Source organism: Crossiella sp. CA198 (assembly GCF_052078295.1).
In the GTDB taxonomy this organism is placed as follows: domain Bacteria; phylum Actinomycetota; class Actinomycetes; order Mycobacteriales; family Pseudonocardiaceae; genus Crossiella.
In genome coordinates this window covers 1-25,743 of the sequence record NZ_JBQJIM010000007.1, presented here as the reverse complement: position 1 = coordinate 25,743, position 25,743 = coordinate 1, and the positions used below count along the sequence as shown (strand labels likewise).

General features: G+C 72.3%; 26 protein-coding genes. 16 read left to right on the top strand and 10 right to left on the bottom strand.

All coding sequences use genetic code 11. The features are described 5' to 3' along the window. Positions 1–72: 72 nt before the first annotated feature. The gene (locus ACTOWY_RS13170) at positions 73–528 is read right to left on the bottom strand and encodes a MarR family winged helix-turn-helix transcriptional regulator (RefSeq protein ID WP_441309890.1); all 456 of its coding nucleotides are present in this window, start codon (positions 526–528) and stop codon (positions 73–75) included. A gap of 54 nt (positions 529–582) precedes the next feature. Between ACTOWY_RS13170 and ACTOWY_RS13165 the strand changes: the two genes are divergently transcribed. After that, on the top strand, positions 583–2,040 hold the full coding sequence (locus tag ACTOWY_RS13165; RefSeq protein WP_441309889.1) for an aldehyde dehydrogenase family protein: 1,458 nt from the start codon (positions 583–585) through the stop codon (positions 2,038–2,040). A 339-nt stretch (positions 2,041–2,379) separates the two neighbouring features. On the opposite strand, the gene ACTOWY_RS13160 is transcribed toward ACTOWY_RS13165, so the two are convergent. Then, positions 2,380–2,811 carry a GNAT family N-acetyltransferase gene (locus ACTOWY_RS13160; RefSeq protein ID WP_441309888.1) on the bottom strand — a complete coding sequence of 144 codons (432 nt, stop codon included), beginning with the start codon at positions 2,809–2,811 and terminating at the stop codon, positions 2,380–2,382. A gap of 221 nt (positions 2,812–3,032) precedes the next feature. Here ACTOWY_RS13160 and ACTOWY_RS13155 point away from each other — a divergent pair, with 221 nt between their 5' ends. Then, a complete protein-coding gene (locus tag ACTOWY_RS13155; RefSeq protein WP_441309887.1) occupies positions 3,033–3,293 on the top strand; it encodes a hypothetical protein in 261 nt (86 codons plus the stop codon). A gap of 92 nt (positions 3,294–3,385) precedes the next feature. Beyond that, positions 3,386–3,829 (top strand): SRPBCC family protein, encoded by a 444-nt coding sequence (locus tag ACTOWY_RS13150; RefSeq protein WP_441309886.1) that lies wholly within the window; start codon positions 3,386–3,388, stop codon positions 3,827–3,829. 29 nt (positions 3,830–3,858) lie between these two features. Here the strand turns inward: ACTOWY_RS13150 and ACTOWY_RS13145 are convergent, their stop codons facing one another. Next, positions 3,859–5,451, bottom strand: coding sequence for a phytoene desaturase family protein (locus ACTOWY_RS13145; RefSeq protein ID WP_441309885.1), 1,593 nt, complete (start codon positions 5,449–5,451; stop codon positions 3,859–3,861). Positions 5,452–5,568: 117 nt separating this feature from the next. Here ACTOWY_RS13145 and ACTOWY_RS13140 point away from each other — a divergent pair, with 117 nt between their 5' ends. Beyond that, complete coding sequence (locus ACTOWY_RS13140) at positions 5,569–6,423, top strand: DUF4436 family protein (protein ID WP_441309884.1); 855 nt, start codon at positions 5,569–5,571, stop codon at positions 6,421–6,423. 10 nt (positions 6,424–6,433) lie between these two features. On the opposite strand, the gene ACTOWY_RS13135 is transcribed toward ACTOWY_RS13140, so the two are convergent. Further along, positions 6,434–7,669: a cation:proton antiporter gene (locus tag ACTOWY_RS13135; protein WP_441309883.1), complete on the bottom strand. Its 1,236-nt coding sequence runs from the start codon at positions 7,667–7,669 to the stop codon at positions 6,434–6,436. Positions 7,670–7,716: 47 nt separating this feature from the next. Between ACTOWY_RS13135 and ACTOWY_RS13130 the strand changes: the two genes are divergently transcribed. From ACTOWY_RS13130 to ACTOWY_RS13120, 3 genes are read left to right on the top strand one after another with little or no spacing between them, the layout of a single operon-like run. Continuing rightward, positions 7,717–8,685 (top strand): FUSC family protein, encoded by a 969-nt coding sequence (locus ACTOWY_RS13130; protein ID WP_441309882.1) that lies wholly within the window; start codon positions 7,717–7,719, stop codon positions 8,683–8,685. Between the two features lie 27 nt (positions 8,686–8,712). Beyond that, positions 8,713–9,633: an alpha/beta hydrolase gene (locus tag ACTOWY_RS13125; RefSeq protein ID WP_441309881.1), complete on the top strand. Its 921-nt coding sequence runs from the start codon at positions 8,713–8,715 to the stop codon at positions 9,631–9,633. 20 nt (positions 9,634–9,653) lie between these two features. Further along, positions 9,654–10,706: a copper resistance D family protein gene (locus ACTOWY_RS13120; RefSeq protein WP_441309880.1), complete on the top strand. Its 1,053-nt coding sequence runs from the start codon at positions 9,654–9,656 to the stop codon at positions 10,704–10,706. Here ACTOWY_RS13120 and ACTOWY_RS13115 read toward each other — a convergent pair. Then, the gene (locus ACTOWY_RS13115; protein ID WP_441309879.1) at positions 10,699–11,832 is read right to left on the bottom strand and encodes a hypothetical protein; all 1,134 of its coding nucleotides are present in this window, start codon (positions 11,830–11,832) and stop codon (positions 10,699–10,701) included. The two genes, ACTOWY_RS13120 and ACTOWY_RS13115, sit on opposite strands and share 8 nt — an antisense overlap. A 233-nt stretch (positions 11,833–12,065) precedes the next feature. On the opposite strand from ACTOWY_RS13115, the gene ACTOWY_RS13110 reads away from it, so the two are divergent. Both ACTOWY_RS13110 and ACTOWY_RS13105 read left to right on the top strand, forming a co-directional pair. After that, the gene (locus ACTOWY_RS13110) at positions 12,066–12,686 is read left to right on the top strand and encodes a Crp/Fnr family transcriptional regulator (protein WP_441309878.1); all 621 of its coding nucleotides are present in this window, start codon (positions 12,066–12,068) and stop codon (positions 12,684–12,686) included. A gap of 105 nt (positions 12,687–12,791) precedes the next feature. Next, entirely contained in the window at positions 12,792–13,031 is a 240-nt protein-coding gene (locus ACTOWY_RS13105) for a hypothetical protein (RefSeq protein ID WP_441309877.1), read from the top strand. Here the strand turns inward: ACTOWY_RS13105 and ACTOWY_RS13100 are convergent. Further along, complete coding sequence (locus ACTOWY_RS13100) at positions 12,997–14,145, bottom strand: mechanosensitive ion channel family protein (protein ID WP_441309876.1); 1,149 nt, start codon at positions 14,143–14,145, stop codon at positions 12,997–12,999. The genes ACTOWY_RS13105 and ACTOWY_RS13100 overlap by 35 nt on opposite strands. Before the next feature lie 181 nt (positions 14,146–14,326). Between ACTOWY_RS13100 and ACTOWY_RS13095 the strand changes: the two genes are divergently transcribed. Then, positions 14,327–15,295, top strand: a complete 969-nt coding sequence (locus ACTOWY_RS13095) for a hypothetical protein (protein ID WP_441309875.1) — start codon at positions 14,327–14,329, stop codon at positions 15,293–15,295. Positions 15,296–15,389: 94 nt separating this feature from the next. On the opposite strand, the gene ACTOWY_RS13090 is transcribed toward ACTOWY_RS13095, so the two are convergent. Then, a complete protein-coding gene (locus ACTOWY_RS13090; protein ID WP_441309874.1) occupies positions 15,390–16,274 on the bottom strand; it encodes a LysR family transcriptional regulator in 885 nt (294 codons plus the stop codon). Between the two features lie 61 nt (positions 16,275–16,335). Between ACTOWY_RS13090 and ACTOWY_RS13085 the strand changes: the two genes are divergently transcribed. Continuing rightward, positions 16,336–16,860, top strand: a complete 525-nt coding sequence (locus ACTOWY_RS13085) for a nuclear transport factor 2 family protein (protein ID WP_441309873.1) — start codon at positions 16,336–16,338, stop codon at positions 16,858–16,860. Here the strand turns inward: ACTOWY_RS13085 and ACTOWY_RS13080 are convergent. Continuing rightward, the gene (locus tag ACTOWY_RS13080; RefSeq protein ID WP_441309872.1) at positions 16,847–17,485 is read right to left on the bottom strand and encodes a maleylpyruvate isomerase N-terminal domain-containing protein; all 639 of its coding nucleotides are present in this window, start codon (positions 17,483–17,485) and stop codon (positions 16,847–16,849) included. The two genes, ACTOWY_RS13085 and ACTOWY_RS13080, sit on opposite strands and share 14 nt — an antisense overlap. 74 nt (positions 17,486–17,559) lie before the next feature. On the opposite strand from ACTOWY_RS13080, the gene ACTOWY_RS13075 reads away from it, so the two are divergent. Genes ACTOWY_RS13075 through ACTOWY_RS13060 form a run of 4 tightly spaced genes read left to right on the top strand, consistent with a single transcriptional unit; the run spans position 17,560 to position 21,183 of the window. After that, positions 17,560–18,783, top strand: coding sequence for an efflux RND transporter periplasmic adaptor subunit (locus tag ACTOWY_RS13075; RefSeq protein ID WP_441309871.1), 1,224 nt, complete (start codon positions 17,560–17,562; stop codon positions 18,781–18,783). Beyond that, complete coding sequence (locus tag ACTOWY_RS13070) at positions 18,780–19,484, top strand: ABC transporter ATP-binding protein (protein ID WP_441309870.1); 705 nt, start codon at positions 18,780–18,782, stop codon at positions 19,482–19,484. Before ACTOWY_RS13075 ends, ACTOWY_RS13070 begins: the two co-directional genes overlap by 4 nt. Next, positions 19,481–20,668 carry an ABC transporter permease gene (locus ACTOWY_RS13065; RefSeq protein WP_441309869.1) on the top strand — a complete coding sequence of 396 codons (1,188 nt, stop codon included), beginning with the start codon at positions 19,481–19,483 and terminating at the stop codon, positions 20,666–20,668. Before ACTOWY_RS13070 ends, ACTOWY_RS13065 begins: the two co-directional genes overlap by 4 nt. A gap of 11 nt (positions 20,669–20,679) precedes the next feature. After that, positions 20,680–21,183 (top strand): DUF5666 domain-containing protein, encoded by a 504-nt coding sequence (locus tag ACTOWY_RS13060; protein WP_441309868.1) that lies wholly within the window; start codon positions 20,680–20,682, stop codon positions 21,181–21,183. Here ACTOWY_RS13060 and ACTOWY_RS13055 read toward each other — a convergent pair. Together ACTOWY_RS13055 and ACTOWY_RS13050 are read right to left on the bottom strand one after the other, a co-directional pair. Continuing rightward, positions 21,161–23,272 carry a putative bifunctional diguanylate cyclase/phosphodiesterase gene (locus tag ACTOWY_RS13055; RefSeq protein ID WP_441309867.1) on the bottom strand — a complete coding sequence of 704 codons (2,112 nt, stop codon included), beginning with the start codon at positions 23,270–23,272 and terminating at the stop codon, positions 21,161–21,163. The genes ACTOWY_RS13060 and ACTOWY_RS13055 overlap by 23 nt on opposite strands. A 178-nt stretch (positions 23,273–23,450) precedes the next feature. Beyond that, positions 23,451–24,626, bottom strand: coding sequence for a DUF1015 family protein (locus ACTOWY_RS13050; protein ID WP_441309866.1), 1,176 nt, complete (start codon positions 24,624–24,626; stop codon positions 23,451–23,453). A 99-nt stretch (positions 24,627–24,725) separates the two neighbouring features. Here ACTOWY_RS13050 and ACTOWY_RS13045 point away from each other — a divergent pair, with 99 nt between their 5' ends. Beyond that, positions 24,726–25,616, top strand: a complete 891-nt coding sequence (locus tag ACTOWY_RS13045; RefSeq protein WP_441309865.1) for an AraC family transcriptional regulator — start codon at positions 24,726–24,728, stop codon at positions 25,614–25,616. Positions 25,617–25,743 lie beyond the last annotated feature (127 nt).

Genomic DNA, 25,743 nt, shown 5'->3' with positions numbered 1-25,743 from the left:
CGCCAGACTGCACCGCACTCAGAACGAACAAAACTTCGCTATGCGAACACCCGGAGGGCCTATGCCCATCCTTCATTCATGCGAACGCAACCGATCAGCCAGCGCCGCCAGACCGGCGGCCAGTCCGCGGAACCGCTCGGGGTCCAGACCGTCCACGAACGCCGCCCGCACCAGCGCGGCATGCCCTGGCGCGGCGGCGCGCAGCCGGGCCCAGCCCGCCGAGGTGAGTTCGGCGATCACGCCACGCACATCGGTCGGGCAGCTCCGCCTGGTCACCAGACCCAGCTTCTCCAGCTGCGCCACCTGATAGCTCAGCCCGCTCTTGGAGGTGACCGCGGCCTCGGCCAGCTCGGTCATCCGCAGCTCGCCACCGGCCTCGGACAGGCGCACCAGCACCTCGTACTGCGGATGCGACAGCCCGTTCTCCCTGAGCTGCTGCTCCACCAGGCGGTTCAGCAGGGCGCCCGCGGTCAGGAAGTCCTGCCACGCGGTCAGCTCCGACCCGTCCAGCCAACGCGGTTCGTCCACAACCCCCCACCCTACCCCATTAGTTCAAACTTGAACCTCACCGGAGGAGATCCCGTGCGCACTCGCCAGCTCCTGATCAACGGCGCCGACCGCCCCGCCACGAACCAGCGCACCACCCCCGACCACTCCCCCTGGACCGGCGAGGTGTTCGCCGAGGTGGCCGCGGCGAGCCCGGCCGATGTCACCCTCGCCACCGAGGCCGCCCAGGCGGCGTTCCCGGCCTGGGCGGCGGCCCGGCCGAGCCAGCGGCGCGCGGTCCTGCTCAAGGCCGCCGACTTACTGGAGCAGCGCGCTGAAGAGGTGGTCGAGCTGATCTCCGCGGAGACCGGCGGCACCCGAGGCTGGGGCCTGTTCAACGTCGACCTGGGCGGCCAGATCCTGCGCGAGGCCGCCGCCGCGGCCACCCAGCCGGTGGGCGAGGTGCTGACCACGGAGTTCGGCGGTCAGCTCTCCCTGGCCGTGCGCGAACCGGCCGGGGTGGTGGCTGCGTTCTCGCCGTGGAACGCCCCGGTGATCCTGGGCATCCGGTCGATCGCGGTGCCGCTGGCGGTCGGCAACACGGTGGTGCTCAAACCGACCGAGGACGCTCCCATCGCCGCCGGCTACTTCCTGGCCGACCTGCTGCACCAGGCCGGCCTGCCGCCCGGTGTGCTCAACGTGATCAGCAATGCCAGGCAGGACGCCGCCGAGATCGCCCGCGCCCTGATCGCCGACCCCAGGGTCCGCCTGGTCAACTTCACCGGCTCCACCGGCGTCGGCCGCCTCATCGGCATCGCCGCCGCCGAACACCTCAAGCCCGCGATCCTGGAGCTGGGCGGCAAGAACTCGGTGCTGGTGCTCGACGACGCCGACCTGGACCACGCCGCCGCCGCGGTGAACTTCGGCGCCTTCGCCAACACCGGCCAGATCTGCATGTCCGCGGACCGGGTCCTGGTGCAGCGCGAGGTCGCCGAGGAGTTCACCGCCAAACTCACCACCCGCGCCGCCACCCTGCACCGCGGCTCCCCCACCGACCCGAACACCACCCTCGGCCCGCTGATCAGCGCAGGCTCGGCCAACCGGGTAGCCGCCCTGGTCGCCGAAACGGTCGACGCGGGCGCCACCCTGCACACCAGCGGCGGCCCGGCCGAGGGCGCGAGCTATCCCGCCACCGTGCTCTCCGGCATCACCCCCGACATGCGCATCCACCACGAGGAGGTCTTCGGCCCGGTCTGCACCGTGCTCACCTTCGACACCGACGAGGAGGCCATCAAGCTGGCCAACAGCACCGACTACGGCCTGAGCACCGGCATCCTGACCACCCACCAGGGCCGCGGCCTGACCATCGCCCGCCAGCTGCACACCGGCATCGCGCACGTCGGCGACCAGTCCGTGGCCGACGAACCCCAGGCCCCCTTCGGCGGCGTGGGCCAGAGCGGCTACGGCAAGTTCGGCGGCCGCTGGGGTGTGGACGCCTTCACCACCACCCGCTGGATCACCCTGGGCCCCCAGCACAGCAACTACCCGATCTAGCCTGCCCGGCGGCCCAACGGGCAGACGGCGACCGCCTCGACGCCCCTGCGGACAGCCAGGAGGGCCAAGAAAGTCGGCCGGGCGGGCACCCGGTTGGCGGGCGATGACGGCGGGCGGGCGGCGGCCAGCCACAGCGGCTGACCGCGGTCGGTGGCGGCGGTCGGGTGGCAGGCGGCTGGCAGGCGGCTGGCAGGCGGCTGGGTGGCGGCGGTCGGGTGGTGGGCGGCGGTCGGGTGGTGGGCGGCGGCGCCTGCCAGGCCGCGGCTGGCGGCTGGCGGCTGGCGGCTGGCGGCTGGCGGCTGGATTGTCGCGGTGGTCCGCCACCGGGAACTGCCCGCCCTACTCCGCGAGTCGCTTGAACAAGTGCACATCCTCGTGCCCGCCGGGGATGCCCAACGTCCGCCCCGTCTCCACGAACCCGTGCCGCCGGTAGAACCCCGGCGCCTGAAAAGTGAAGGAGGACACCGAGATCCGGTCGCAGCCGCGGCGGCGCGCCTCGGCCTCGGCGGCCTGTACCAGGCGGCTGCCCCAGCCTGCCTCGCGGCTGTCCGCGCGTACCCACACCAGGTCGATTCCGGCCAGGGCGCCCCAGGTCCAGGCGACCAGGCCGGCGACCAGGTCGCCCTCGTCGCCGGTGACGCGGACGGTGAACTCGGTTCGTTCGGCGTTGCCGGTGGCGGTGTTGTTGAACGCGATCAGTTCCTCGGTCAGCCGCTGCTCCAGGGCGGCGTCGGCGGGGCCGGTGGTGAGGGTGTGCGGCGGGGTGGTCATGGTGCGGAGTGTGGCAGCCGGGAGTTGGCCGGGGGCTGGGGAATTCCGGGGTTGGTGATCTTGGGGCGGACACTGTGGCATCCCTGTCGGGCGTGCGCTGGGCGGGGTCACCCGCTTGGGCGGGGGGTTGCCCGGATCGGATGATCAACTCTTGCCGTGGTCCGGGTGGCGTGTTCGGATTCCGCCGCAGCAGTACAGGAAACGTCGATAGGAGAAAGCTCATGCGTCGTCGTCTCGCCCAGGTCGCCGCCACCGGAATCGTCGTCGCCGGACTGTTCGGAGCGGGTGCGGGCACCGCACTGGCCGCCGAGCGGGACAGCCACGACGGCGGCCCCTCGGTCTCGGCGAGCCTGTCCCCGGTCGGCGCCAGCGTCGACCTGAGCCCGCTGACGCTGGACCTCAACGACAACGACCTGGACATCAGCCTGTCCGAGGGCGTGCACGGCACCCTGCTGGGCATCCGGATCGACATCGACCTCTGAGTCACCAGCCTGCCGGAGTCCCGCCCCGCCCGGCGGGGCTCCGGCATGTTCCGGCGCGCACCGGGTAGCCCCCTGGCGACGACGGAGGCGGGATGATCGAGGTCGAGCAGCGGATCGAGACAGCGCCGGGCGCCGTGTTCGCGGTACTGGCGGACGGATGGACCTACGCGGGCTGGGTGGTGGGCGCCTCGCACATCCGCAAGGTGGACACCGGCTGGCCCGCGGTGGGCTCCCGCATCCACCACAGCATCGGGCCCTGGCCGCTCCAGGTCGAGGACGTGACAGTGGTCAAGGAGCTGGAGCCGTCCCGGCTGCTGGTGCTGGAGGCCAGGTTGTGGCCGGTGGGCAAGGCGACCGTGCGCATCGAACTGGCGCCGACCGCCGACGGCGTGACGGTGGTGGCGATGTCCGAGCTGGCCGACGCGGGACCGGCGCGGCTGTTGCCATCCGCGCTGCAGGCCGTGGTGCTGCGCCCCCGCAACCGGGAATCACTGTCCCGCCTGGCCGATATCGCGATCGGCCGCGCCGCCCCCTGACGGGGCGCGGCACCGGCTCGCGGCGGTGCTCAGCGATAGATCATCCGGTGCAGGCCGCCGATCATCGTGGCGTACACGTCACCGGCGATTCCGTTGCGGGCCAAGGCCGCGCGGGCCGCGTTCGCGCCGGGACCGCCGTGCACCGCGCCGCCGGGGTGGGCGCCGGCGCCCGCCAGGTACAGGCGGTCGATCGGGGTGTCCGCCCGGCCAAGGCCGGGCAGCGGCCGGAACAGGAGTTGCTGGCTCAGCGCCGCGGTGCCCGCGTTGACACCACCCTCGACCAGGCTGGGGTTACGGCCCTGGAGGTCGGGTGGGGACTGCACCGCGCGGCCCAGGATCATCGAGCGGAAGCCGGGGGCGTGCCGTTCCAGCAGGGATTCGGCCAGATCGGTGTAGCGGTGCAGGCGATCCGGGGTCCAGTCCAGGCCGCGGGGCACGTGGAAGTAGGCCCAGACCGCTTCGGTGCCCGCCGGAGACCGGCTGGGGTCGGCGGTGCTCATCTGGCCCAGGAGGACGAACGGGTGCACGGGTTCGGCGCCACAGGCCAGATCGGTGGCGAAGCGGCTGATGCCGTTGAGGTCCGCGCCCAGGTGCACCACCGCGGCGCCGTGGGCTTCCGGGGTCAGCCAGGGGATCGGGCCGGACAGCGCCCAGTTGATCTTCACGGTGGCGTCGTCGAAGGTGAAGTGGGACAGGTCCCGCACCAGCCGGGCGGGTAGCCGGTCCACGCCGACCAGGTCGCGGTAGAGCGGGATCGGGTGCACGTCGGCGAGCACCGCCTTGCGGGCGCGGAAGCGTTCGCCGGTCACGTCCTGCACGCCGACCGCGATCCCCCTGGCGGTCAGCACCCTGGCCACCTTCCGTGCACAGTGGACTCCGCCGCCGCGTTCGGCGAGCCTGGCCACCAGGGCCGAGGTCAGCGCGCCCGCGCCACCGGCCGGGACCGGGAAGCCGACCTCCTGGGCCAGCATGCTCAGCAACCAGCCGAACACCGCGCTGCCCGCGCCGTCGGGACTGAGATCGGTGTGCATCGCGTTGCCCGCGAACAGGACCCGCGCGCCCTCGCCCGCGAACCGCTCGCCGGTGAAGCCGCGCACCGAGGACAGGCCGAGGCGGGCGAACCGCAGGCCGTCGGCCGCGCCCAGGGCCCGGCCCAGCGCGAGGGCCGGGCGGACCGGCGGGAACGGACGCAGGATCGCGTCGATGAGGCTGTCCCGGACCCGTTGCCACAGCTCGTACTCGGCCAGCCAGGCGTCGCCGTCGGCCGGTGCGAAGGCGCTGACCGAGGCGGCGGTGTCGGCGGCGGTGGCGCCGAGGCGGACGCCGCGCTGGTCGGGCAGGACGTGGGCGAGCGGGTGTGGCGCGTGCCGCCAGCGCAGGCCGTGCCTGGCCAGGTCCAGGCCGGCCAGGATCGGGGAGGCCACGCCGAAGGGGTAGCAGGAGGAGAACAGGTCGTTGTGGAAGCCGGGGGCGGTGATCTCGGCGGTGCGCACCGAGCCGCCAGGGGTGTCCTCGGCCTCCAGGACCAGCACGTCCCAGCCCGCGTCGGCCAGCAGGTTCGCCGCGACCAGGCCGTTCGGGCCGGAGCCGATGACGATCGCGTCCACCTCGGGCACCGTCATGCCGAACCCCTTTCCCCGCCCGGTCCGACGGTAGCCGACTCGCGGCCGCGCCGTCGTGGGACGGAGTGTCGGCGTGCCCGCCCGCCATCGGCGACGCCGTGCCCTAACCTGGCCGCCGTGAGCGTCGCGACCGCCACACGGCGCAAGTGGACCTACTTCCTCGCGCCCCTCGGGGTGCTGCTCGCGGTCGCCGTCGGCATCCTCGCCTACTACCACGAACGCGACACCCGCGAAGGCTTCTACGAGGTCGGGGACACCGGCCAGGCCGATCGGATCGATCTCGGGGTCGTCGTGCAGCGGGTGGACGCGCCCGCCAGGGAACTGGTGCTGCAGGTGCTGGTCACCCCACACGGGACGGCCAGGGACCGTGGGGATGACCGGTCCTCGGCCAAGGATCTCGTGGTGGACAGCTCGTCGGTGGCGGCGGTGCCGTTGCGGTTCCGGGCGGGTGAGCGGATCTCGGCCAAGGAACTGCGGGTGCCCCTGGACGACGGGGTGGTCTCGGACTTCCCGTTCGACCGCTACCGGACCCAGCTGTACTTCGAGGTCACCAGCGGTGGCGAGCACGTGGCCACCACGATGAGCTACGCCGACCACGACCCGTTCTTCCTGTCCAGGGTCACCGGTGGGGACGCCGCGGACGGGGAGGCGCGAGCGGATCTGCTGATCAAGCGGTCGCGCAGCACCTTCATCCTGGCCTGGTTCCAGGTGATCGTGATGTGGGCGCTGGCGTTGTCGGTGCTGGCCGGGGCGTTGCACATCGTCCGGCGCGGGCTCGGGCTGGTCTGGCCCGCGCTGGGCTGGATGGCGGCCACCTTGTTCGCGCTGGTCGGCTTCCGCAACGCCGCCCCCGGGCTGCCGCCGATCGGGTCGATGATCGACTACTGCGCCTTCTTCTGGGCCGAGGCGGTGATCACCCTGGCGCTGGTGCTGGTGGTGGTCAAGGGCATCCGGCTGAAACAGAAGTCCTGAGCGCGCCGGGTCACCCGCGGGGCTGGTGCGCGCCGCGCCGTTCCAGCAGGCGCATCACCGGTCCCGCGGTCAGCCCGTGCACCACGACCGAGAGCAGGATCGCGCAGGTCACCACCCGCCACAGTGGCTCGGCGGGCCCGAAGTCGGCGTGTCCCAGCGCGTAGGCGAGGTAGAACAGGGTGCCGATGCCGCGCATCCCGAAACAGGCGATCACCGCTGCGGCCGGCCTGCCCGCCGGGCCACCGAGCAGCGCCGCGCCGGCCAGCACCGGCCGCACCACCAGCACGACCAGCGCCGCGAAGAGCACCTCCACCGGCCGCAGCCCGGTCAGCAGCCCGCTGCCCACCGCCACGCCCAGCGCGGTCAGCAGCGCCGCCACGAACAGGATCTCCAGCTGCTCGCCGAAATCGTGCAGCACCTCGTGGTAGTCGTGCGATCCGGCGTTGCCGCGCACCACGCAGGCGCAGGTGAACACCGCGAGGAAGCCGAGTCCGCCCGCCAGTTCGGCGATCCCGTACGGCAGCAGCGCCACCGCCAGCAGCACGAAGCCGTCGGTGTGCTCGGCCAGCCGCAACGAACGGGACCGCGCCCGGAAGAACAGCCGGTGCAACGCCTTGCCAGCCAGCCAGCCCACCGCGAGCCCGCACAGCCCCGACCACACCACCTCGGTCAGCACCCACCGCGGGCCGAGGTCACCCGGCCGCGCCGCCATGGTCACCGCCAGCAGCACGAACGGCATGGCCAGCGCGTCGTTGAGACCGGCCTCGGCGGTCAGCGTGGTGCGCACCTCGTTGTCACTGCCCAGCTCCGCCTCGTCCGGGCCCGGCACCCGCACCTCGGCGGCCAGCACCGGATCGGTGGGCGCCAGCGCCGCCCCGAGCAACAGCGCCGCGGCCACCGGCAGCTCCAGCAACCCCAGCGCCAGCAACGTCACCGCCAGCACCGACAGCGGCAGGGTGATCCCGAGCAGCCGCCAGGTCGAACTCCACCGGCGCCACCCGATCGGGCGGTTCAGCTTCAGCCCGGCGCCCGCCACCGAGACGATCACCGCCAGCTCGGTGAGCAGTTGCACCAGCGCGGGCTCCGGCCGCGGGTCCAGCCGCACCGTCCCCTCGGGCAACAGGAACACCGAGGCGCCCAGCAGGGTCAGCACCAGCGGGGCGGACAGCGGCCGCCCGTGCAGCACCCTGGGCAACACCGCCGCCAGCAGGGCGAGTCCGCCCGCCACGGTCAGCACCAGTTCCACCCTGCCTCCCGGCTTGAACCCCGGCCCCGGGGATACCCGGGTAAGTGATGCGCGAACGCCAGTTCTGGATCCAGTCCGCCAAGACCGCCCTCGCCACCGTGCTCGCCTGGTTCGTCGCGGCCTGGCTGCTGGGCGTGCCGCACCCGTTCCTGGCCCCGTACGCGGCGTTCTTCGTGGTCAACGAGACGATCTACCGTTCCTTCGCCAACGGCGCCCAGCAACTCGGCGCACTGCTCGCCGGGGTGCTGCTGGCCTTCGCGGCAGGCGAGCTGATCCCGTGGCCGCTGCTCGCCCTCGGCGTGGTGGTGCCCGTCGGGCTGGTCGTGGGCCGGTCGCGGATCTTCGGCGACGACGGGCAGTGGGTCGCGGTGACCGCGTTGCTGATGCTCACCTACGGCATGGCCACCGAGGAGCAATACCTGCTCACCCGGGTGGGGGAAAGCGCGCTGGGCGTGCTGATCGGGGCCGCGGTCAACCTGCTGGTCCTGCCGCCCGCCCACCTGCGCAGTGCCCGCCGGGCGCTGGCGAACCTGGCCACGGACCTGGCCGGACTGGCCGGGGACATGGCCGGGCAGCCGGAAACGCGGGCGTGGGACTGGGCCCGGCGCGCGGACCGGCTGTGCGAGCAGGCCCGCGCCGCCCAGCGGACCAACCGCCGGGACGCGGAAAGCGCGCGCTGGAACCCCGGTCATCCCAGCCGGGCCGAAGCCGGTGGCCGGGCCGCCGCGCTGCACGCGCTGGGCCGCGTCGCCGAGGAGCTGCGGCACCAGGCCGACACCCGGCGCGACCTGCCCGAGGGCCAGGACGGGCTGACCGGCTACCGGGAACTACTGCCGCCACTGGCCGAGGCCGTCACCGCGCTGGGCGCCGACCCCACCGACACCGGGGGCGCCGTCCGGGCCGCCGTGGGCCGCCTGCGCGAGTGCCTGGCCACCTCGCCCGCGCCGCACGGCCCGCTGATGCGCTCGGTGGCGCACAGCGCGGACGTGCTGGCCGAGATCACCGGCGGGAGCTGACCGGCGGACACGCCCTAGGATCGGCCGGTGGCGTTGCATCCTGTGGTCCGGCTGGGACTATGGCTGGCACAGCGGGTGCGGATGCCGGAGATGACCTCCCTGGAGGACTACCGGGCCTGGGACGCGCGCTCCTACCGGGTGATCCACCGGCTGATGTCCCGGCCGCCGCGGCCCGCCCGGCTGCTCGCCCGGCGGATCCCGGTGCCCGGCGGCGAGATCCTGCTGCGGATCTACCTGCCGCACGGGACCGGGCCGTTCCCTGCGCACGTGTTCGCGCACGGCGGGGCGTTCTGGATGGGCTCGATCGAGGACACCGACCCGTTGTGCCGCTGGTACTGCGCGCACGCCGGATCCGTGATCGTCTCGGTGGCCTACCGACTCGCGCCCGAACACCCGTACCCGACCCCGGCCGAGGACGTCTACGCCGCCTTCCAATGGACCCGGGAACACGCCGCCGAACTGGGCGCGGACCCGGCTCGGGTGTCCGTCGGCGGAGTGTCGGCGGGGGCGGGACTGGCCGCCGCGGCCACGCTGATGGCGCGGGATCGCGGCACGCCGTCGCCCCTGGCCCAGGTGCTGGAGATCCCGTTCCTGGACACCACGTTGCGCACCGCGGCGGACACCGGGGCAGGACTGTCCACTGGGTACCTGCGGCAGGCCGCCGACCTCTACACCGGCGGCGGCGAGCACGCGCTGGCCGACTACGCCTCGCCCGGACTGGCCGCCGATCTCACCGGACTGCCGCCGACCCTGGTGCTCACCTGCGAGTACGACACCCTGCGCGGCAGCGGCACCGCCTACGTCGAGCGGCTGCGCGCGGCCGGGGTCGCGGTGGACTGGTTCGACCTGCCTGGGCACATCCACGGCTCCAGTTATCTGACCCGGCTGCTGCCCTCGTCCCGGCGTTATGTCGACACGGTCGTCCACTGGCTGCGTACCCGCCGGTAACGGATGGCAGGATGCCCGGTGTGAGCCTGGGTGTGGATGGGGAGCGGGCCGAGGCGCCGGAGGTCTCGCCCGTACTGGCCCGTACGGTGCTGGCGCTGTGCCTGATCGTCGCCGGAATCGCGGCGGCGCTGGCAGGCACGGCGCTGGTGCCGCTGGTGGAGGTGCCCGGACTGCCGACACCGTGGGCGCTGGTCACCTTCGGATTGCCGGTGGTGCGGGTGCTCCTGGACATCGCCGCGGTGGCCACCGTCGGGCTGAGCCTGCTGCCCAAACTGGTCGGCATCGACGACCCCGAGCACACCGACGGCGTGCTGTCGGTGGCCCGCCGGTTCACCGTGTGGACCGCGACGGTGTGGCTGGTGTGCGCGCTGGCCTCGGTGGTGTTGCAGGCCACCGACCTCTCCCCCGGCGCCGCGCCCACCCCCGGACTGGTCTACGACTACGTCATGCTGGTCGGCGCGGGCAAGGGCCTGCTGGTCAGCGCCGGGTGCGCACTGGCCTGCGTGCTGATCGGGCGCCTCGCCGTGCGGCACGGCGAGGCGGTGCCCGCCGAGTTGCGGATCTTCGTCGCGGTCTTCGGCATCCTGCTGCTGCCGCTGACCGGGCACGCCTCCAACTGGAAGTGGCACGACGTCAGCATGGTCTCGATGGAGCTGCACGTGATGGGCGCGGCGATCTGGACCGGCGGGCTCGCGGTGATCGCCACCCTGCTGCTCGGCCACGGCGAACTCCTCGCGCGGGCACTGCCGAAGTTCTCCAAGCTGGCCACCGTGGCGTTGTTCCTGGTCGGCGCGACCGGGCTGTTCAACGGCCTGGTCGAACTCCAGCTCACCCCCGGCGGCGGCCTGCCCGGCGCGCTGGTCACCAGCGTCTACGGGCAGCTCATCGTGGCCAAGACGGTGTTCCTGGTGGTGCTGGCCGGACTCGGCGCGCACATCAGGTTCCGGCTGCTGCCCCGGATCGCCCGCCGGGAGCGCACCGCGCTGTTCGGCTGGGCGACCCTGGAGGTCAGCGTGATGGGCCTGGCCTACGGGATCGCGGTCGTGCTCACCAGGGCCCCGGTGATCAGCTGACCAGGGGTTGCGCGCCGGGCAGCACGTGCCAGCCGCGCCGCTGGTGCAGCCACACCACCGCCGACCAGCTCGCGGCGAGCAGGATCGCGGCAGGCACCGCCGAGCCGTAGTCCACCGGCGGCGCGACCAGCACGAAGCCCTGCAACGCGACCGCGCCGTAGCCCAGGCCGATGGCCAGCACCGAACCGATCGGGGCCCGCGCCCACTCCGGCACCGGCAGCAGGAAGGCCAGGTCCACGCCGAGCGCGGCCAGCACGAAGAAGAACGGCACCGCCGAGGGCGGGAAGTCGATCCCGGCCAGCAGCGGCCACAGCACCGCGCGGAAACCCACGTACCCGGCCGCGATCAGCGTCGCGGTCCACCGGCGGCCGACCATCGCCCTGGCCATGGCCAGCACCAGCAGCGCCGCGGTGCAGGCCCACACCGGGTACACCCAGTCCGGCACCGGCAGTGAGAAGGCGACCAGGGAGTCCCGGTCCACGCTCGGCTTGCCGATCTGGTCGGCGGCGAACTGCAACAGGATCGGCTCGGCGTAGGGCGCGCCGCGGTCCCAGGCCGCCACCGAGAGCACCCCGTACTCCTGGTGCTGGTTGGGGAACCACACGTTCTCCAGGAAGAACAGCCACAGCAGGCCCAGCACCACCGGGCGGGCCCGGTTCTCCGGGGCGTTGACCCACCAGGCCCGGATCGCGCCGGAGATCATCACCACGGTGCCCAGGTAGAGCAGCGCGTGCGAGACGCTCCAGGAGGTGATGTCCAGGCCGTTGACCCGGTGGTTGATCAGGTCCAGCGGCACCGCGGTGAAGAAGATGCCCGCGCCCCACTGCATCAGCCGCAGGCCGAGCCGGTCGGTGCCGTAGCCGGTGTAGCCGTGGAAGAGCACCAGGGCGACCACGATCGCGTTGCCGGTGATGTTGATCAGGTGCGGCGGCGCGAGGTCGTCGCGCAGCCACTTGAAGTGCCAGGACACATCCCAGGACGCGCCGAGAACCTTGAGGAACAGCGCGAGGAGCCACAGCCGGAACAGACCGGTCAGCAGCTCCGGCGGGGTCTCCCGTCCCGGAGCCCCTCTGGTCCAGTAGCGCTCCGCCAGATCGGCCAGTCGGCTTCTTGCCCCCGTGCTCATTCTCCGGATGATGCACCTCAACCCGCAGTTCGTGCGGAAAAAGCGGCAATATCGACACTCGTGTCGGACTGTTCTCAGCGGATCGCAACCGATCCGTGATGAGCGTGATCGCGGTCACGGAAGGAGAAACCCCCGTGGGGGAGTCTGGGAACCGAACAACCGTCGGGCAGTGCGGAAGGCGGCCTTCGATCGGCACTTTCTGGGGGCTCCTCGAGCCAGCCGAGCGTGCCGCGATGCGTTCGGCCGGTACCCGGCGGCGGTTCTCACCCGGTGCGGTGATCTGGAGCCAGGGCGAGCCGTCCCAGCATGTCTTCGTGGTGCTGGAAGGGCGTATCCGGGTCAGCACCGGCTCGGTGGCCGGGCGGGAGGCCGTGCTGGCGATCTGCGGACCCGGCGAGATCGTCGGGGAGTTGTCCGCGGTCGACGGGCGGACCCGCTCGGCCAACGTGGCCGCGGTGGACCAGGTCGAGGTCCTAGTAGTGCCCGCGGCGCGGCTGGACCGGCTGTGCGAGGAGCACCCGAGGGTGGCCTGGGCGATGCTGCGGGTGGTGGCCGACCGGTTGCGCCAGTCCGACCGCCGGCGCAGCGAGTACGTGGACGGTTCGGTCGCGCACCGCACGGTGGCGCTGCTGCTGGACCTGGCCGAGCAGTACGGGCGCCCGGTGGCCGCGGGGGTGGAGATCGCGTTGTCGATCAGTCAGCAGCAGCTGGCCGACACCATGTCGGTCTCCAGGGAGTCCCTGGCCAGGGTGCTGCGTGAGCTGCGGGACCGGCGACTGGTGGACACCGGCAGGCAGCGGATCACGGTGCTGGACCTGGCCGGGTTGCGGGCACTGGGCGCCGAATCGGCGTGAGCCGGGCGACATCCCTGGAGTTGTGTGTCAGGTGACGCAATCAACCTGCGGAAACGGGTTTACACCTGTGCCCTGGAGAGTTCACCCGGGGAAGGGGTCGGCGTCATGAGTCAGCAGGAACAGGTTCGTCCGGACAACTCGACCGTGACCAGCAGGCTGGTGATCACGCTGCTGTTCACCGCGGTGCAGGTGTGGGCGCTGGTGCTGGTGATCAACCGGTTCCCGGCCGAGGGTCTCGTACAGCTCGCGCTCGCGGTGGCCCTGGCCGGGACCGTGTTGTCGGTGCTCAACGCCTGGGAAGAGGTGCTGCTCAGTTCTCGGCGGGGTTCCCGGCGGGACCGCTGAAGACCTGAGTGCGTGCCCTGCCGTCGGCGGTGTCGCCGAAGAGCCGGGCGTCCGCGTCGTCCGCGGGCGCCGGCTCGTCCCGGCCACCGCCGGTACGGGCCTGCTCTACCCGCAGTCGGGGCAGCGCCTCGGCGTGCTGTTCGCGCAGCCAGCGCGCCAGATCCTCGCGGACCAGGCAGCGCAGGTCCCACAGGCTGCCCGCGTCCGCGGCGCTGACCAGGGCGCGCACCCGGATGAGGGTGTTGACGGCCTGGGTCACCTGGAGCACGCACACCCGGCCGTCCCACAGCTCGCTGGCCTCCAGGGCCCGGCGCAGTTCGGCGCGCAGCGCCTCCACCGGCACCGACCAGTCCACGTCCAGCTCGACCGTGCCGAGCAGCCGGGATTCGCGGCGGGTCCAGTTCTCGAAGGGTTTGGCCATGAAGTAGGAGGTGGGCAGGATGAGCCGCCGGTCATCCCACAGGTGCACCACCACGTAGGTCAGGGTGATGTCCTCGATCCGGCCCCATTCCTTCTCCACCACCACGACGTCCTCGATCCGGATCGCGTCGCTGAAGGCGATCTGCACCCCGGCGAAGACGTTGCCCAGCAAGGACTGCGCGGCCAGCGCGGAGATCGCGCCGATGACACCGGCGGAGGCGAGCAGGCTGGTGCCCGCGGCGCGGGCGCCGGGGAAGGTCATCAGCATCGCGCCGATGGTGAGCACCGCGATCACCGCCACCGCGACCCGGCGGATCAGGGTGATCTGGGTGTGCATCCGGCGGGCCTGCCGGTTGTCGGCCCGATCGAGCCGGATCCGGGCCAGGCTGGCGTCCTCGAAGACCAGCACCAGCGCGATCACCAGCCAGGCGCCCGCGCCGATCAGCGCCAGGCCCAGGCCGTGCAGCACGGGTTCCCGCCAGCCGCCGCCGGGCGCGCCCAGCAGCAGGGACAGCTGCAGCGCGAACAGCACGGCCAGCGCCTGGGCAGGCCGGTAGGCGCGGCTGGCCAGGCTGGCCAGTACCCTGGCGCGCCTGCCGAGCCTGCTGATCAGCCGGTGCAGCAGGTACACCCCGAGGATCGCGGCGGCGACCGCGGCCAGTGCGCCCACGCCGAGCAGCAGGTACCAGGGCACGATGCTCCTTTCGTTGTGGGACAACGTCTCCCTGTCCGTTACCCAGACAGGCGGCATCACACACCGTGATCCGCCACACGACTGCCTGAGCGGGCGGGAACCGATGCCCCTTGGTACCGGGATGACGATTTCCCGGACTGCCCTGCTGTGCTGGATTCCGGCACGCACAAGGGAGTCCGACATGCGTAGAGCGAGAATCCTGTTGGTGCTACTGGCGTTGCTGGCCACGGTCAGTCCGGCGGCACAGGCCGCGCCCGCCGCACTGGCCTGGCAGCAGCCGGGGCCGGTGGGCGCGGTGGCCAGTCACCGGCCGTCGGTGGCCAGCTGCGGCAGCGGCACCTACCTGCTGTGGCGGGAACCGAGTGGGCGGCTCGGCTTCGCCACCTGGGACCAGATGCGCCGCTGGCTGCCCAGGGCGCTGACCATCACCACCCCGGACGTGCCCACGCTGGCCTGCGACAACGGGGTGCTCACCGTGCTGTGGCGGGACACCGCGACCCCGCCGAGGATCCAGGCCATCCGCAGCACCACCCACGGCCAGACCTGGTCGCCGCCGCAACCCATCGGTCCGCCCGGCGCCGGCCTCGGCCTGGCCGCCTCCGGCGGGCCCAGCACCGGCGGCACGCACCCGTTCTACCTGGCCTGGCGGGGTTCGGGCGCGGACACCCAGCTCTACGTGGCGGCCAGGATCGGCCCGAACTGGCTGCCCGCGCGGGCGGTGCCCGGGGTGAGCAGCGAGACGCCGCCGGACATCGACGCCTTCAGCGACCGGGTGCTGCTGAGCTACCTCGGCGCGCAGGGCTCGGTGCGGATGAGCGCCGCGGGGCTGAACCCGATCGTCTGGGGGCCGTTCCCGAATCCGTGGACCGGGCTCAGCTCGCACACCCCGGCCGCGACCCCGGCCCAGTCCAGCGGCGGTTTCCTGGCGCCGTTCGTGGCGTGGAAGGGCAGCGGCACCGACACTCGGCTGCACTACACGGCCAAGGCCGGCACGGCCTGGAAGCCCCTGACCACGCTCACCGGCGCGGCCACCGACCTGGACCCGGCCGTCGCCCCCGCGGTCTCCGGCGGATCGGCGCTGTGGCGCGGCGTGGTCCTGGTCTGGCGCGCCCCAGGCACCGGCCAGCTGATGTCCAGCTTCGGCCACTGAGCACCCACCGCCGCCGAGTTGGCCCAAGTGGTACGCCCGGTTGGGCAAAGTGGGCGTACGAGTTGGGCCAACTCGGCGGCGGGCGGGGTGGGGATCAGGCCGTGCTGGCCAGGACGGCGTGGGCGAAGGCGTGTAGGAGGGGGTCGGTGCGGTCCTGGGGCCAGGCCAGGGCGATGCGCAGGGGGGCGATGTCGGTGATGGGGAGCCAGGTCAGCTCGGGGTGGGTGTAGAAGCGGGCCATTGATTCCGGGCTGATGCAGATCGCGGCCCCGGTGGCCACGCCTTCCAGCATTTCCTCGACGTTGTCGTTCTCCGGGCCCCAGCGGGGTGTGGATCCGTCGGGGCGGGGGTTGACCGCCCACCAGTCGACCCAGGCGGCCGGGGCGCGGCGGGTCCACATGACCGGTTCGTCGCGCAGGTCGTGAATGGTGACGGAGTCCTTGTCCGCCAGCGGATGGCCGCGGGACAGGGCGACCCAGCGGGCTTCGGTGCCGACCGGCTCGACGTGCAGACCGGTGGTGTCGGCGGGCAGCCAGAGGAAGGCGATGTCCACCGCGCCCTCGCGCAGGGCCTGGGGTTCGCCGCCCCAGTCCAGGCGTTTGGGTTCGATCGCGCCGGGATGTCGTTGGGACAGGAGGGTTCTGGCCTGCCGGGCCAGTGCGCCCCAGCCGGTGGCGACGAAGCCGACCCGCAGCGCGCCGCGTTCGGCGGCGGCGGCCGAGCGGACCAGGCGCTGGGTGTGCTGCCAGTCGGCGAGGTGCGCGCGGGCGGCGGTCAGCAGGGCCGTGCCCGCGGCGGTGAGCTGGACCCCGGTGCTGGCGCGCTGGAACAGGGCGACGTCCAGGCGGGCCTCCAGTTGCCGGATCTGGCGGCTCAGCGAGGGTTGGGCGAGGTAGAGCGCCTTGGCCGCGGCGGTGAAGCTGAGGTGCTCGGCGACCGCGACGAAGTAACGCAGCAGCCGGGTGTCCACATCAGCCATGCCCGAACGGTATGGGCACGGGTATTGGACCGCGGTGAAGCCCGCGCGGTTGCCTGGAGGCATGACAGAGCGAATGGTGAGCCGGGCCAACCTGTTGCGGGCAGGCGGCGCGGGACTGGTGGCGGCGGCGGTGCTGGGCGGGACGGCGCAGGCGGGTGGCCGGGACCATCCGCACGTGGCGTTGATCCGCCGCTACTACGCCGCCTACGCCAAGGGCGATCCGCAGGCGCTGCGCGAGTTCTTCGCGCCGGAGATCCGCTGGACCATCCCGGGCCACCATCCCTTGGCGGGCACCAAGGTTGGCGTCCGCGAGGTGCTGGCCTTCTTCGCCGAGCTGGGCCGGGCCGGGTTCCGCGCCGAGGTGCTCTTCCTCGGCGCGGACGGCGACTGGGTGGTGGACCTGCACCGCGGCTGGAGCACCAGCCCGCCGGGACTGGACATCACCTGGGTGCTGGCCTACCGGATCCAGCGCGGCAAGATCGTCGAGGCGATCAACTTCGCCGCCGACCAGCACGCCGCGGACGCCTTCTTCTGGCAGCGCTACCCCCTCGCCCCACTGCCCGACCGGCTGCTCAGAACGCGGTGATACTCGCGGGCGCGCGCTCGGCGCGGGTGAGCGCGCGCAGCACCGCGGGCGCGCCGTGCCTGCGCAGGGCCAGGCGGCTGAGCAGGTCCACCACCGCCTCCACCGCGGCGGGCGGGAAGTCCGGGGTGGGCACACCGAGGCTGACCGCCAGGTCGTCGCTGTGCACGGTCAGCTCCATCATGCGGGTGCGGAGCATGTCTGCCAGGGTCAGCGACCACGGTCCCCAGAACTGGATACGCACCGTGCGCTCCGGGGTGTCCGGCAACGTCTCGGACAGGCTGGCGATCGCCGCGTCCACCGAGTCGGCCAGCGCGGCCGGACCGTTGGCGGCGGCCGCCTCGCCGCTGTCCCGGATGCGCACGTTGAGTTCGTGGTCCAGGTCGGCGTCCACCCACTCGACCCGGTTGTAGTGCTCCGCCAGCGAAATCGGCAGTTCGGGCGGGATCGGCCCGGCCAGGATCGCGGGCAGCGCGGTGACCTGGAAGGCCAGGTGACCGGCCAGTCCGGCCACCGAGAACTCCGGCAGCGCGCTCGGCTTGTCCCAGGACCCGGCCAGCGCCGGGTGCCGCAACAACTGAGCGGCGACTCGCGCGGTGGCGAGGAAGTCGGACCGGGTGTTCAGCAACGGGTTCCCCTCTCCCAGGCAATTCCCAGGGAACGCCCAGCGCGCTCCCACCTCCGGCTTCGAGCATGCCGCCCATGACGAGGTCTCGGCGTGCCCTGGTGTTGAACCTAGCCCTGGGCGCGGTACTGGTGGCGGCCGCGGTGGCCGCCTACTTCGCGTTGCGCCCCGCCCCCGCGGCCACCACCGCGCAGAGCCGCACCGTGGCGGCGAGCCGGGCGACGGTGACCGCCACGGTGACCGCGGCCGGGTCGGTGCAGAGCGCGAACACGGTGGGCGCCAACTTCGGCGCCACCGGCACGGTCAAGCAGATCCTGGTCAAGGTCGGCGCGAAGGTGACCAAGGGCCAGGCCCTGGCCCGGCTGGACACGGTGCCGTTGCAGGCCAAGGTGGACGAGGCGAACGCGAGCCTGGAGGCCGCCCAGCAGAGCCTGACCGCGGCCCAGACCACGACCAATCCCACCGGCCCCGACCCGGCCACGGTCGCCCAGCGGCGCAGCCAGCTCACCCAGGCGAAGACCACGGTGGCCGAGGCGAGGGCCAACCTGACCGCGGCCACCCTCACCGCACCCTCGGACGGCACGGTCATCTCGATCTCCGGCACGGTCGGCGCACAGGCGGGCACCGGCGGGGCCGGTGGCGGCACGAGCAGCGGGTCCAGTGGCACCGGGAGCAGCAGCACCGCCGCGAACACCAGTAGCGCCACCGGGTTCGTGGTGCTGTCGGATTTGAGCGACTTCCAGGTGCGGGCGACCATCGCCGAGATCGACGTGGCCAAGGTGAAACCCGGCCAGCTGGCCAACATCACGGTGAACGCGTTGCCGGATCAGCAGTTCGCGGCCAAGGTGACCCAGGTCGACTTGACGCCGTCGAGCACCGGGAACGTGGTGCAGTACGGGGCCACCCTGGTCCTGGACGGGGCTCCGGAGGGGTTGAAGCCGGGGCAGTCGGCGAGTGTGCGGATCGTGGTGGCCCGGGCGGAGAACGCGCTGTCGGTGCCCACCTTCACCGTGCAGGGCTCCGGCGCGGCCAGCCGGGTGACGGTCCTGGAGAACGGGCAGCCGGTGACCCGGACGGTGCAGGTCGGCATCAAGGGCGAGGCGCTGACCGAGATCACCGGCGGGCTCACCGAGGGCACGCAGGTGGTGGTGCCGACCGCCCAGGGCAGCACGCAACCGGGCGGCGGCACGGGCGGTTTCGGCGGCGGCCGGGGCGGCGGAGTGGTGCCGGGTGGCGGCGGCGCGGGTGCCGGTGGCGGCGGCGGTGCGGGCGGCGCGGGTGCCGGGACGGGTGTCCGGTGACCACTGTGGACAGTCCGCCGGTGATCCAGATCAACCGGCTCACCAAGACCTACGGCGCGGGCGCGACCGCCGTGGCCGCGTTGCGCGGGGTCGACCTGACCGTGCGCCGTGGCGACTACCTGGCCATCATGGGCGCCTCCGGCTCCGGCAAGTCGACCATGCTGAACATCCTGGGCTGCCTGGACATCCCCACCGCCGGGCGGTACCGCCTGGACGGCATCGACATCGGCGCGTTCACCGAGGCCCAGCTGGCCCTGCTGCGCAACCGGCGGATCGGCTTCGTCTTCCAGTCCTTCCACCTGGTCCCCCGGATCTCCGCACTGTCCAATGTGGAGCTTCCGATGATCTACGCCGGACTCGGCCGCGCACACCGCCGCGAGCGCGCGCTGGCCGCACTGGAACTGGTCGGCCTGCAGGACCGAGGGCATCACCTGCCCACCGAACTCTCCGGCGGCCAGCAGCAACGGGTCGCGGTGGCCAGGGCGCTGGTCAACGCGCCCGCCCTGCTGCTGGCCGACGAACCCACCGGCAACCTGGACAGCCAGAGCAGCGCCGAACTGCTCGGCGTGCTGGACCGGCTCAACGCGCTCGGCCGCACCATCGTGATCATCACCCACGAGAACGAGGTGGCCGCGCACGCGAACCGGGTGATCCGGCTGGTGGACGGGCGGATCGTGGCCGACACCGGGAGCCGTCGATGAGCCTCTGGGAGATCCTGCGGGTCGCGGTGCGCGGGCTGCTGGCCAACAAGTTGCGCTCGGTGCTGACCACCCTGGGCATCACCATCGGGGTGGCCGCGGTGATCCTGCTGACCGCGGTCGGCAACGGGGCCTCGGCCGCGGTGGAGCGCAGCATCGCCGGACTGGGCACCAACCTGCTCACCGTCTCCCCCGCCCGCGGCACCGCCCGCCCACTCACCACGTTGGACGCGGAAGCCTTGGCGGACAAGCTGATCGCGCCCGATGTCGGCGCGGTGGCGCCGATCGTGACCGCGCAGGCCACCGCGACCTACCGCGGGGTGAGTCAGCAGGTCGGCCAGCTCATCGGCACCCGGCCCGGCTACTTCGAGATCACCAACTCCCCGGTCGGTTCGGGCGCGGCCTTCACCGAGGCCGATGTCACCGAGGCGCGCAAGGTGGTGGTGATCGGCCAGACCGTGGCCCATGAGGTCTTCGGCGGCGCGGATCCACTCGGCTTGTCCTTGCAGCTCAACAACATCCCGTTCACCGTGGTCGGCGTGCTGGCACCCAAAGGCGCCACCGGGTTGCAGAACGCCGACGACACGGTGATCGCGCCGCTGAGCACCACCCAGTACGCGCTGTCCGGGGTGGGTTCGCTCAACCAGATCGTGGTCCAGGCCTCCTCGGCGGACACCCTGTCCGCGGCGCAGGCGCAGGTGACCGCGGTGCTCGACCAGCGGCACGGGATCACCGGCGAGGCCGTCTCGGACTTCCGGATCGCCAATCAGCAGCAGCTGCTCACCGCGCGCACCCAGACCACCGAGACCTTCACCGTGCTGCTGGCCGCGGTGGCCGCGTTGTCCTTGCTGGTGGGCGGGATCGGCATCACCAACATCATGCTGGTCACGGTCACCGAGCGGATCAGGGAGATCGGCATCCGCAAGGCCACCGGCGCGCCCCGGCTGGCCATCTCCGGGCAGTTCGTCATCGAGGCCACCGTGCTGAGCATGGTCGGTGGCGGGCTGGGCGCGCTGATCGGCGTGCTCGCCGCCCAGTTCACCATCGCCGGGATCCAGCCGGTGGTCCAGCCCTCCGCGGTGGCCCTGGCCTTCGGCGTGTCCGTCCTCATTGGACTGTTCTTCGGCAGCTACCCGGCCGCCAGGGCCGCCCGGCTGCGCCCCATCGAAGCCCTGCGCCACGAATAGGAGATTTCCCCATGACCACACCAGATCCCGAACAGGTGCTGGCCACCCCGGTGGACGACAAGGACCTGGGCGAGCAGCTCGCCGAGGCGGGCAAGGGCCCGTCCAGACTGACCATCGGACTGGCCGCGGCGGCGCTCACCGCGGTCGCCTTCGCCGGTGGCCTGTGGGCCGCAACGGCTTTCGGCTCCGACTCGGCCAACGCCGCCCCCGGTCAGCGCGGCGCGGGCGGCCTCAGGCCCAGCGGCGCACCCCAGGCGCCCGGCGGCGCGGCTCCCGGCGGCGCGCGCAACGGCGCGGTCGGCACGGTGGACCGGATCGAGGGCGACACGCTGTATCTCAAGGGCGCCAACGGAACCGAGGTCAAGGTCAAGCTCGGCACGGACACCACCGTGCAGCTCACCCAGCCCGGCAAGGTCAGCGATCTGGCCCCCGGCGACGCGGTCACGGTGACCGGCGAGCGGGCCGCGGACGGGTCGGTCACCGCCCGTCAGGTCACAGAGCAGCCCCCGCGCTGACCCCGCTGAACGCCTCCGCCGGGCGGGGCAGTCCGAGCTGCCTGCCCTGACCGGCGTCCACCCCGATCCCGGTCAGCCAGTCCAGTTTGGCCCGGCTGTCCACCCCGGAGGCGATCACCTTGAACCCGACCTGGTGCGCCAGTTCGGTCAGCGTGGCCACCGCGCGGGCCACCGGCGAGCCAGGATCGGGTTCCTCGCCGAGGCGATCCACCAGCGCCCGGTCGAACCGCGCGGCGTAGACGGGCAGGTCGGGCAACCGGACGAAATCGGTGACATCGCGGCCGAACTCGTCCAGCCCGATCACCACGCCCATGTCGGCGAGCACCCGCAGGTTCTCCGCGGCGTCGCTGTCCTCCCTGGCCACCGTGCGCAGCGGCAGTCGCAACCGCAGTCGCTGCGGCGGCAGTCCGGCCTCAGCGAGGGCCTTGCGCACGGTGTCCACCAGATCCGGGTCCTGGGACTGGTGCGGGGTCAGGGTGGCCAGCACGATCGGCGGCTCGCCCTCGCTCGGCCGCCATTCCGCGGCGTCCCGGCAGGCCCGTTTGAGCACCCAGCGGCCCAGCGCCAGGATCAGCCCGGTGCTCTCGGCCAGCTCCACGCAGCGGTCGTGCGGCAGCGGTCCCAGCTCCGGATGCGCCCACTCCACCAGCACCTCGGTGGCCACCAGTTCGCCGCCTGCCAGCCAGCGCACCGGCTCGTAGCGCAGGCTGAACTCGCCGTTCTCCACCGCGCCCGGCATGGAGGCGGCCAGCTTGAACCGGGCCCGGTCGCGGGCCTCGCGGGCCGGGTCGAACAGGCCCCACTGCGCCTTGCCGCTGGCCTTGACCCGGTGCAGGGTCAGGTCCGCCGCGCGCAGCAGCTCGGCGGCCACCATGCCCTTGGCCGGGCGCTGCACGATGCCGATGCTGGCCGAGACCGCCACCCCGTAGCCGTCCAGGTAGGTGGGTTCGGCCAGTTCCTCGCTGATCCGGCCGGCCAGCGCGGCCACATCCGGCGGGGTCGGCGAATCCTCGATCAGGATGGCGAACTCGTCGCTGCCGAAGCGGGCCACCATGGCGTTGTGCCCGGCCACCGCGGCCCGCAGCCGCTGCGCGGTGGTCCTGAGCAGCTCGTCGCCGATGTGGTGGCCCAGCCCGTCGTTGATCACGGTGAAGCTGTCCAGGTCCAGGTGGCAGAGGGTGATGATCTGGCCGTCCTCGACCCGGCCGAGCACGCTCTGCAACCGGGAATGCAGGTACTGCCGGTTGGGCAGGCCGGTGAGCTGGTCGTGCAGGGTCTGGTGACTGAACCTGCCCTGCAGCAGGTGCAGGTTGGTCAGGTCCTCGACCATAGTGACGTGCCCGTTGGGCTGACCGTCGGCGTCGTGCAGCAGGGACACGGCCAGGTAGGCGAACACGCTGTCCGCTTCCTTGCTGACCAGCCGGGTGCGGCAGCGGAACCGGTCCACCGGCTCGTCCACCAGGTGCCGGTAGAGCACCGCGAGATCGGCGGTCTCCTCCGGCGCGAACAGATCGGGCACGGTCAGGAAGCCCAGTTCGCCGCCGGTGTAGCCGAGGATCTCGGTGAAGGCCTGGTTGACCTCGATGAAGTTGCCGTCCAGATCGCTGATCGCGATGCCCATCGCGGAGGCGGTGAACAGTTCGCGGAACCGGCTCTCGCTGACCCGCAGTTCCCGTTCGGCATCGCGTTTGGCGTGCAGCAGGGCCTTTTTCAGCTCCTCCTGCTGGTTGAAGGTCAACTGCCGGACCCCTTCGCTGTACCCGGCGGCGAACTCGGCGAGCAGCGCGGTGACCCGCTGCTCATCCGGCGCGCCGCGGTGCTCGCTCAGCTCGCGGCGGCAGGCCGCGCCGAGGATCTCGATGCTGCGGCGTAAGGCCAGCCTGCTGGTGATGTTGCCAACGACGAGCTGGGCGCCCGCGCGGCCGGCGGGCCGGGCGTCGAACGGGTCAGCGAGGACCAGGTCGAGGAGTTCATCGACCAGGTCGAGCAGCTGTTGTTCGAGTTGTTCCCTGGACAGCGGGACATAGCCGGCCGTGGCGACCGCCGTAGCCCACTGCCGGGCCAGCTCGGTGCGACCCGTGGCGCTCAATCCCACCTCTCCTGGCAGCCTGCACCAGAGGCCCGGCTGTATCGACCATGGCAATACTCACCAGAGCCAGGCAATTACCGCCTGTAGCATATCGCGTCCGGTCACGATCACGACACGCCAGCACCCGCCGTCCCTCCATCGAGTCTGCGCGGCTCAGCCGCGGTCGGGTCTGGGCAGCTCAGCCGTTCAGCTCCGCGAGCAGCAGTCCGCTGCGTGGTTTGGGGGTGAAGTAGGTGCTCTTGCGGGGCATCCGGCGGCCGTCCGCGTGCACGGCGAGGACGTCGTCGAGGGGCACCGGCGCGATCAGCAGCTCGATGTCCCCGGCCTCGCGCGGCGCGGGACGGCGTCCGCCGGGCACGGCCAGCACCCGCGGCCCTGCCGGGTCCAGGCCGAGCGCGGCGGCGATCAGCGTCTCCTCCACCGCGCCGTGGTCGATGCGCGGCAACGGTTCCCCGGCCGAGGGCGGCGGCAACTCGACCCGCACGGCGCAGCCTTCTGCCCTGGCCAGCACACTGCCCTGGCACGGTTGTTCATTCGGCTCGGCCTCGGTCACGGTGAGGCCGTGCGCCCGCCAGGCCTGGGCGACCTGGGCGAGGCTGAGTCCGGTGCCCGCGAGCACCCGGTGGATCGGGCCGACCCGCAGCAGCGGTCCGGCGGTGATCAGGGCCAGCAGGCCGCCCAGTCCGGCGGTCTCGGCGGCGGCGACCCGGTGGTTGCCGTCGGCCACCAGCAGCGGATGCCGCCCGGCCAGGGCCAGCAGTTCCTCGCGCTGCGGGCCGGGACCCAGCAGCCACAGGCGATGCCGGTTGCCGAGTACGTCCACAATGGACACCTCGGGCGCGCCGAGCCCGGCGACCGTGGCGCGCAGCAGCGTGGTCAGCTCTTCGCCGCCGGAGACCGGGACGAGCAGCGCGGAGCTGGTGAGGCAGCCGAGTTCGGCCAGCACCGCGGCGCGTTCGGCCACGATGTCCGGGTAGACCTCCTCGGTGCGGCGCACCGAACGGCCGTGCGCCGGGTCCACCGCGGCCGGATCGGCCAGGCAGAGCAGGCCAAGGGTGCTGCCGTCGGGGCCATCCACCTGGTAGGGCGCGACCACGTCGGCGACCCGGCGGTAGGACTCGCGTTGCAGGCGACGCAGGCTGGCGCGGGCGTCCGGCAGCAGCTGACTCAGGCCGCGGCGGTGGGCCAGCGAGTCGGGGGTGCGGTGCGGGTGCTGCACGGCGAGCAGGGTGACCCGGCCCGCGGTCTGCGCCGACAGCGCGGCCCGGATCTGGCGCGGATCGGTGAACTCGTCCACATCGGGTCCCGGCACGGCCTCCCGCACCACCCACGCCGTTTCCAGTGCTCGCAGCATCCCGCCACCGTCCCACCCGGTGAAAAAATGGTCAATCAGACCCAGGTCGTGGTGTCGCGACTGTCACAGTCGTTACCGGGGAAGGTAATCTAGCTGGGTATGGGGGTTGTTTTCGGACAGCACCGGCCAGGACGGGGAGCCAGCGCGGCGGAGAACCCGCAGCTCCCCGGACTCGGCATGGCCAGCGGCACCCTCGCCGAACTGCGCGCCGGCGCCGATGGCGAGGCCGCGCCGCACGCCCCGCAGCGGATCGACTTCCACCTGATCGCCCTGGTCACCGCGGGTTCCGGCACGCACACGGTGGACTTCGTGCCGCACGAATGCCGTCCGGGCACGCTGCTGTGGGTGCGGCCGGGCCAGGTGCAGCAGTTCACCGCGGACACCGGGTTGCAGGCCGCGCTGGTGTTCTTCGCGCCCGCCTTCCCGCCCCGGCTGCGCGCCGCGGACTACCTGCTGACCCGGCGTGGCGGTCCGGTGCGCTGGCAGCTGAGCGGGGCGGAGCTGGCCGCGATCACCGCGAACCTGGAGCTGCTGGCCGCGGACTACCAGCGCACCGACACCGGCGACTACACCGCCTGGACCGAACTGCTCCGGCATCTGCTGGCCACCCTGCTGCTGCGGATCGCCCAGCTGCCCCGGCCGAATGAGACCGAGCGGAACGACGGGAACAATCCCACCTTCACCCAGTTCCAGCGCGAACTCGAACGCTTCTTCGCCCAGACCCGCCAGGTCGAGGACTACGCGGACCGGCTCGGCTGCTCCAGCAAGACCCTCACCAGGGCCTGCCGCTCGGCCACCGGTCAGGCCGCCAAACAGCTGATCGACGCCAGGGTGGCCCTGGAGGCCAAACGTCTGCTCGCCTACACCAACCTGCCGGTGGCCAACATCAGCCGCAGGCTCGGTTTCAGCGAGCCGACCAACTTCGGCAAGTTCTTCCAGCGCGAGACCGGCCAGTCCCCCTCGACCTTCCGGGCCGGGCTGCTGCGTTAGCGCCAATGCCGCGTAGTTAGTGTTTGGGGCTGGTTGTCAAGCCTGGTGAAACAGCCAACGGAGTCCCTGCTAGAACAGAAATCGACCAAGATCACTGTCGGCAGGAACTCCGTTGGACAACCAGTCT

Excerpts from the sequence above, each read along its gene's own strand:
- ACTOWY_RS13130 (WP_441309882.1), top strand. The coding sequence starts at position 7,717 with ATGCGCGAACGCCAGTTCTGGATCCAGTCCGCCAAGACCGCCCTCGCC.
- ACTOWY_RS13085 (WP_441309873.1), top strand. The coding sequence starts at position 16,336 with ATGACAGAGCGAATGGTGAGCCGGGCCAACCTGTTGCGGGCAGGCGGC.
- ACTOWY_RS13155 (WP_441309887.1), top strand. The coding sequence starts at position 3,033 with ATGCGTCGTCGTCTCGCCCAGGTCGCCGCCACCGGAATCGTCGTCGCC.
- ACTOWY_RS13065 (WP_441309869.1), top strand. The coding sequence starts at position 19,481 with ATGAGCCTCTGGGAGATCCTGCGGGTCGCGGTGCGCGGGCTGCTGGCC.
- ACTOWY_RS13105 (WP_441309877.1), top strand. The coding sequence starts at position 12,792 with ATGAGTCAGCAGGAACAGGTTCGTCCGGACAACTCGACCGTGACCAGC.
- ACTOWY_RS13110 (WP_441309878.1), top strand. The coding sequence starts at position 12,066 with ATGCGTTCGGCCGGTACCCGGCGGCGGTTCTCACCCGGTGCGGTGATC.
- ACTOWY_RS13045 (WP_441309865.1), top strand. The coding sequence starts at position 24,726 with ATGGGGGTTGTTTTCGGACAGCACCGGCCAGGACGGGGAGCCAGCGCG.
- ACTOWY_RS13090 (WP_441309874.1), bottom strand. The coding sequence starts at position 16,274 with ATGGCTGATGTGGACACCCGGCTGCTGCGTTACTTCGTCGCGGTCGCC.
- ACTOWY_RS13060 (WP_441309868.1), top strand. The coding sequence starts at position 20,680 with ATGACCACACCAGATCCCGAACAGGTGCTGGCCACCCCGGTGGACGAC.
- ACTOWY_RS13145 (WP_441309885.1), bottom strand. The coding sequence starts at position 5,451 with ATGACGGTGCCCGAGGTGGACGCGATCGTCATCGGCTCCGGCCCGAAC.
- ACTOWY_RS13150 (WP_441309886.1), top strand. The coding sequence starts at position 3,386 with ATGATCGAGGTCGAGCAGCGGATCGAGACAGCGCCGGGCGCCGTGTTC.
- ACTOWY_RS13160 (WP_441309888.1), bottom strand. The coding sequence starts at position 2,811 with ATGACCACCCCGCCGCACACCCTCACCACCGGCCCCGCCGACGCCGCC.
- ACTOWY_RS13115 (WP_441309879.1), bottom strand. The coding sequence starts at position 11,832 with ATGAGCACGGGGGCAAGAAGCCGACTGGCCGATCTGGCGGAGCGCTAC.
- ACTOWY_RS13050 (WP_441309866.1), bottom strand. The coding sequence starts at position 24,626 with ATGCTGCGAGCACTGGAAACGGCGTGGGTGGTGCGGGAGGCCGTGCCG.
- ACTOWY_RS13075 (WP_441309871.1), top strand. The coding sequence starts at position 17,560 with ATGACGAGGTCTCGGCGTGCCCTGGTGTTGAACCTAGCCCTGGGCGCG.
- ACTOWY_RS13095 (WP_441309875.1), top strand. The coding sequence starts at position 14,327 with ATGCGTAGAGCGAGAATCCTGTTGGTGCTACTGGCGTTGCTGGCCACG.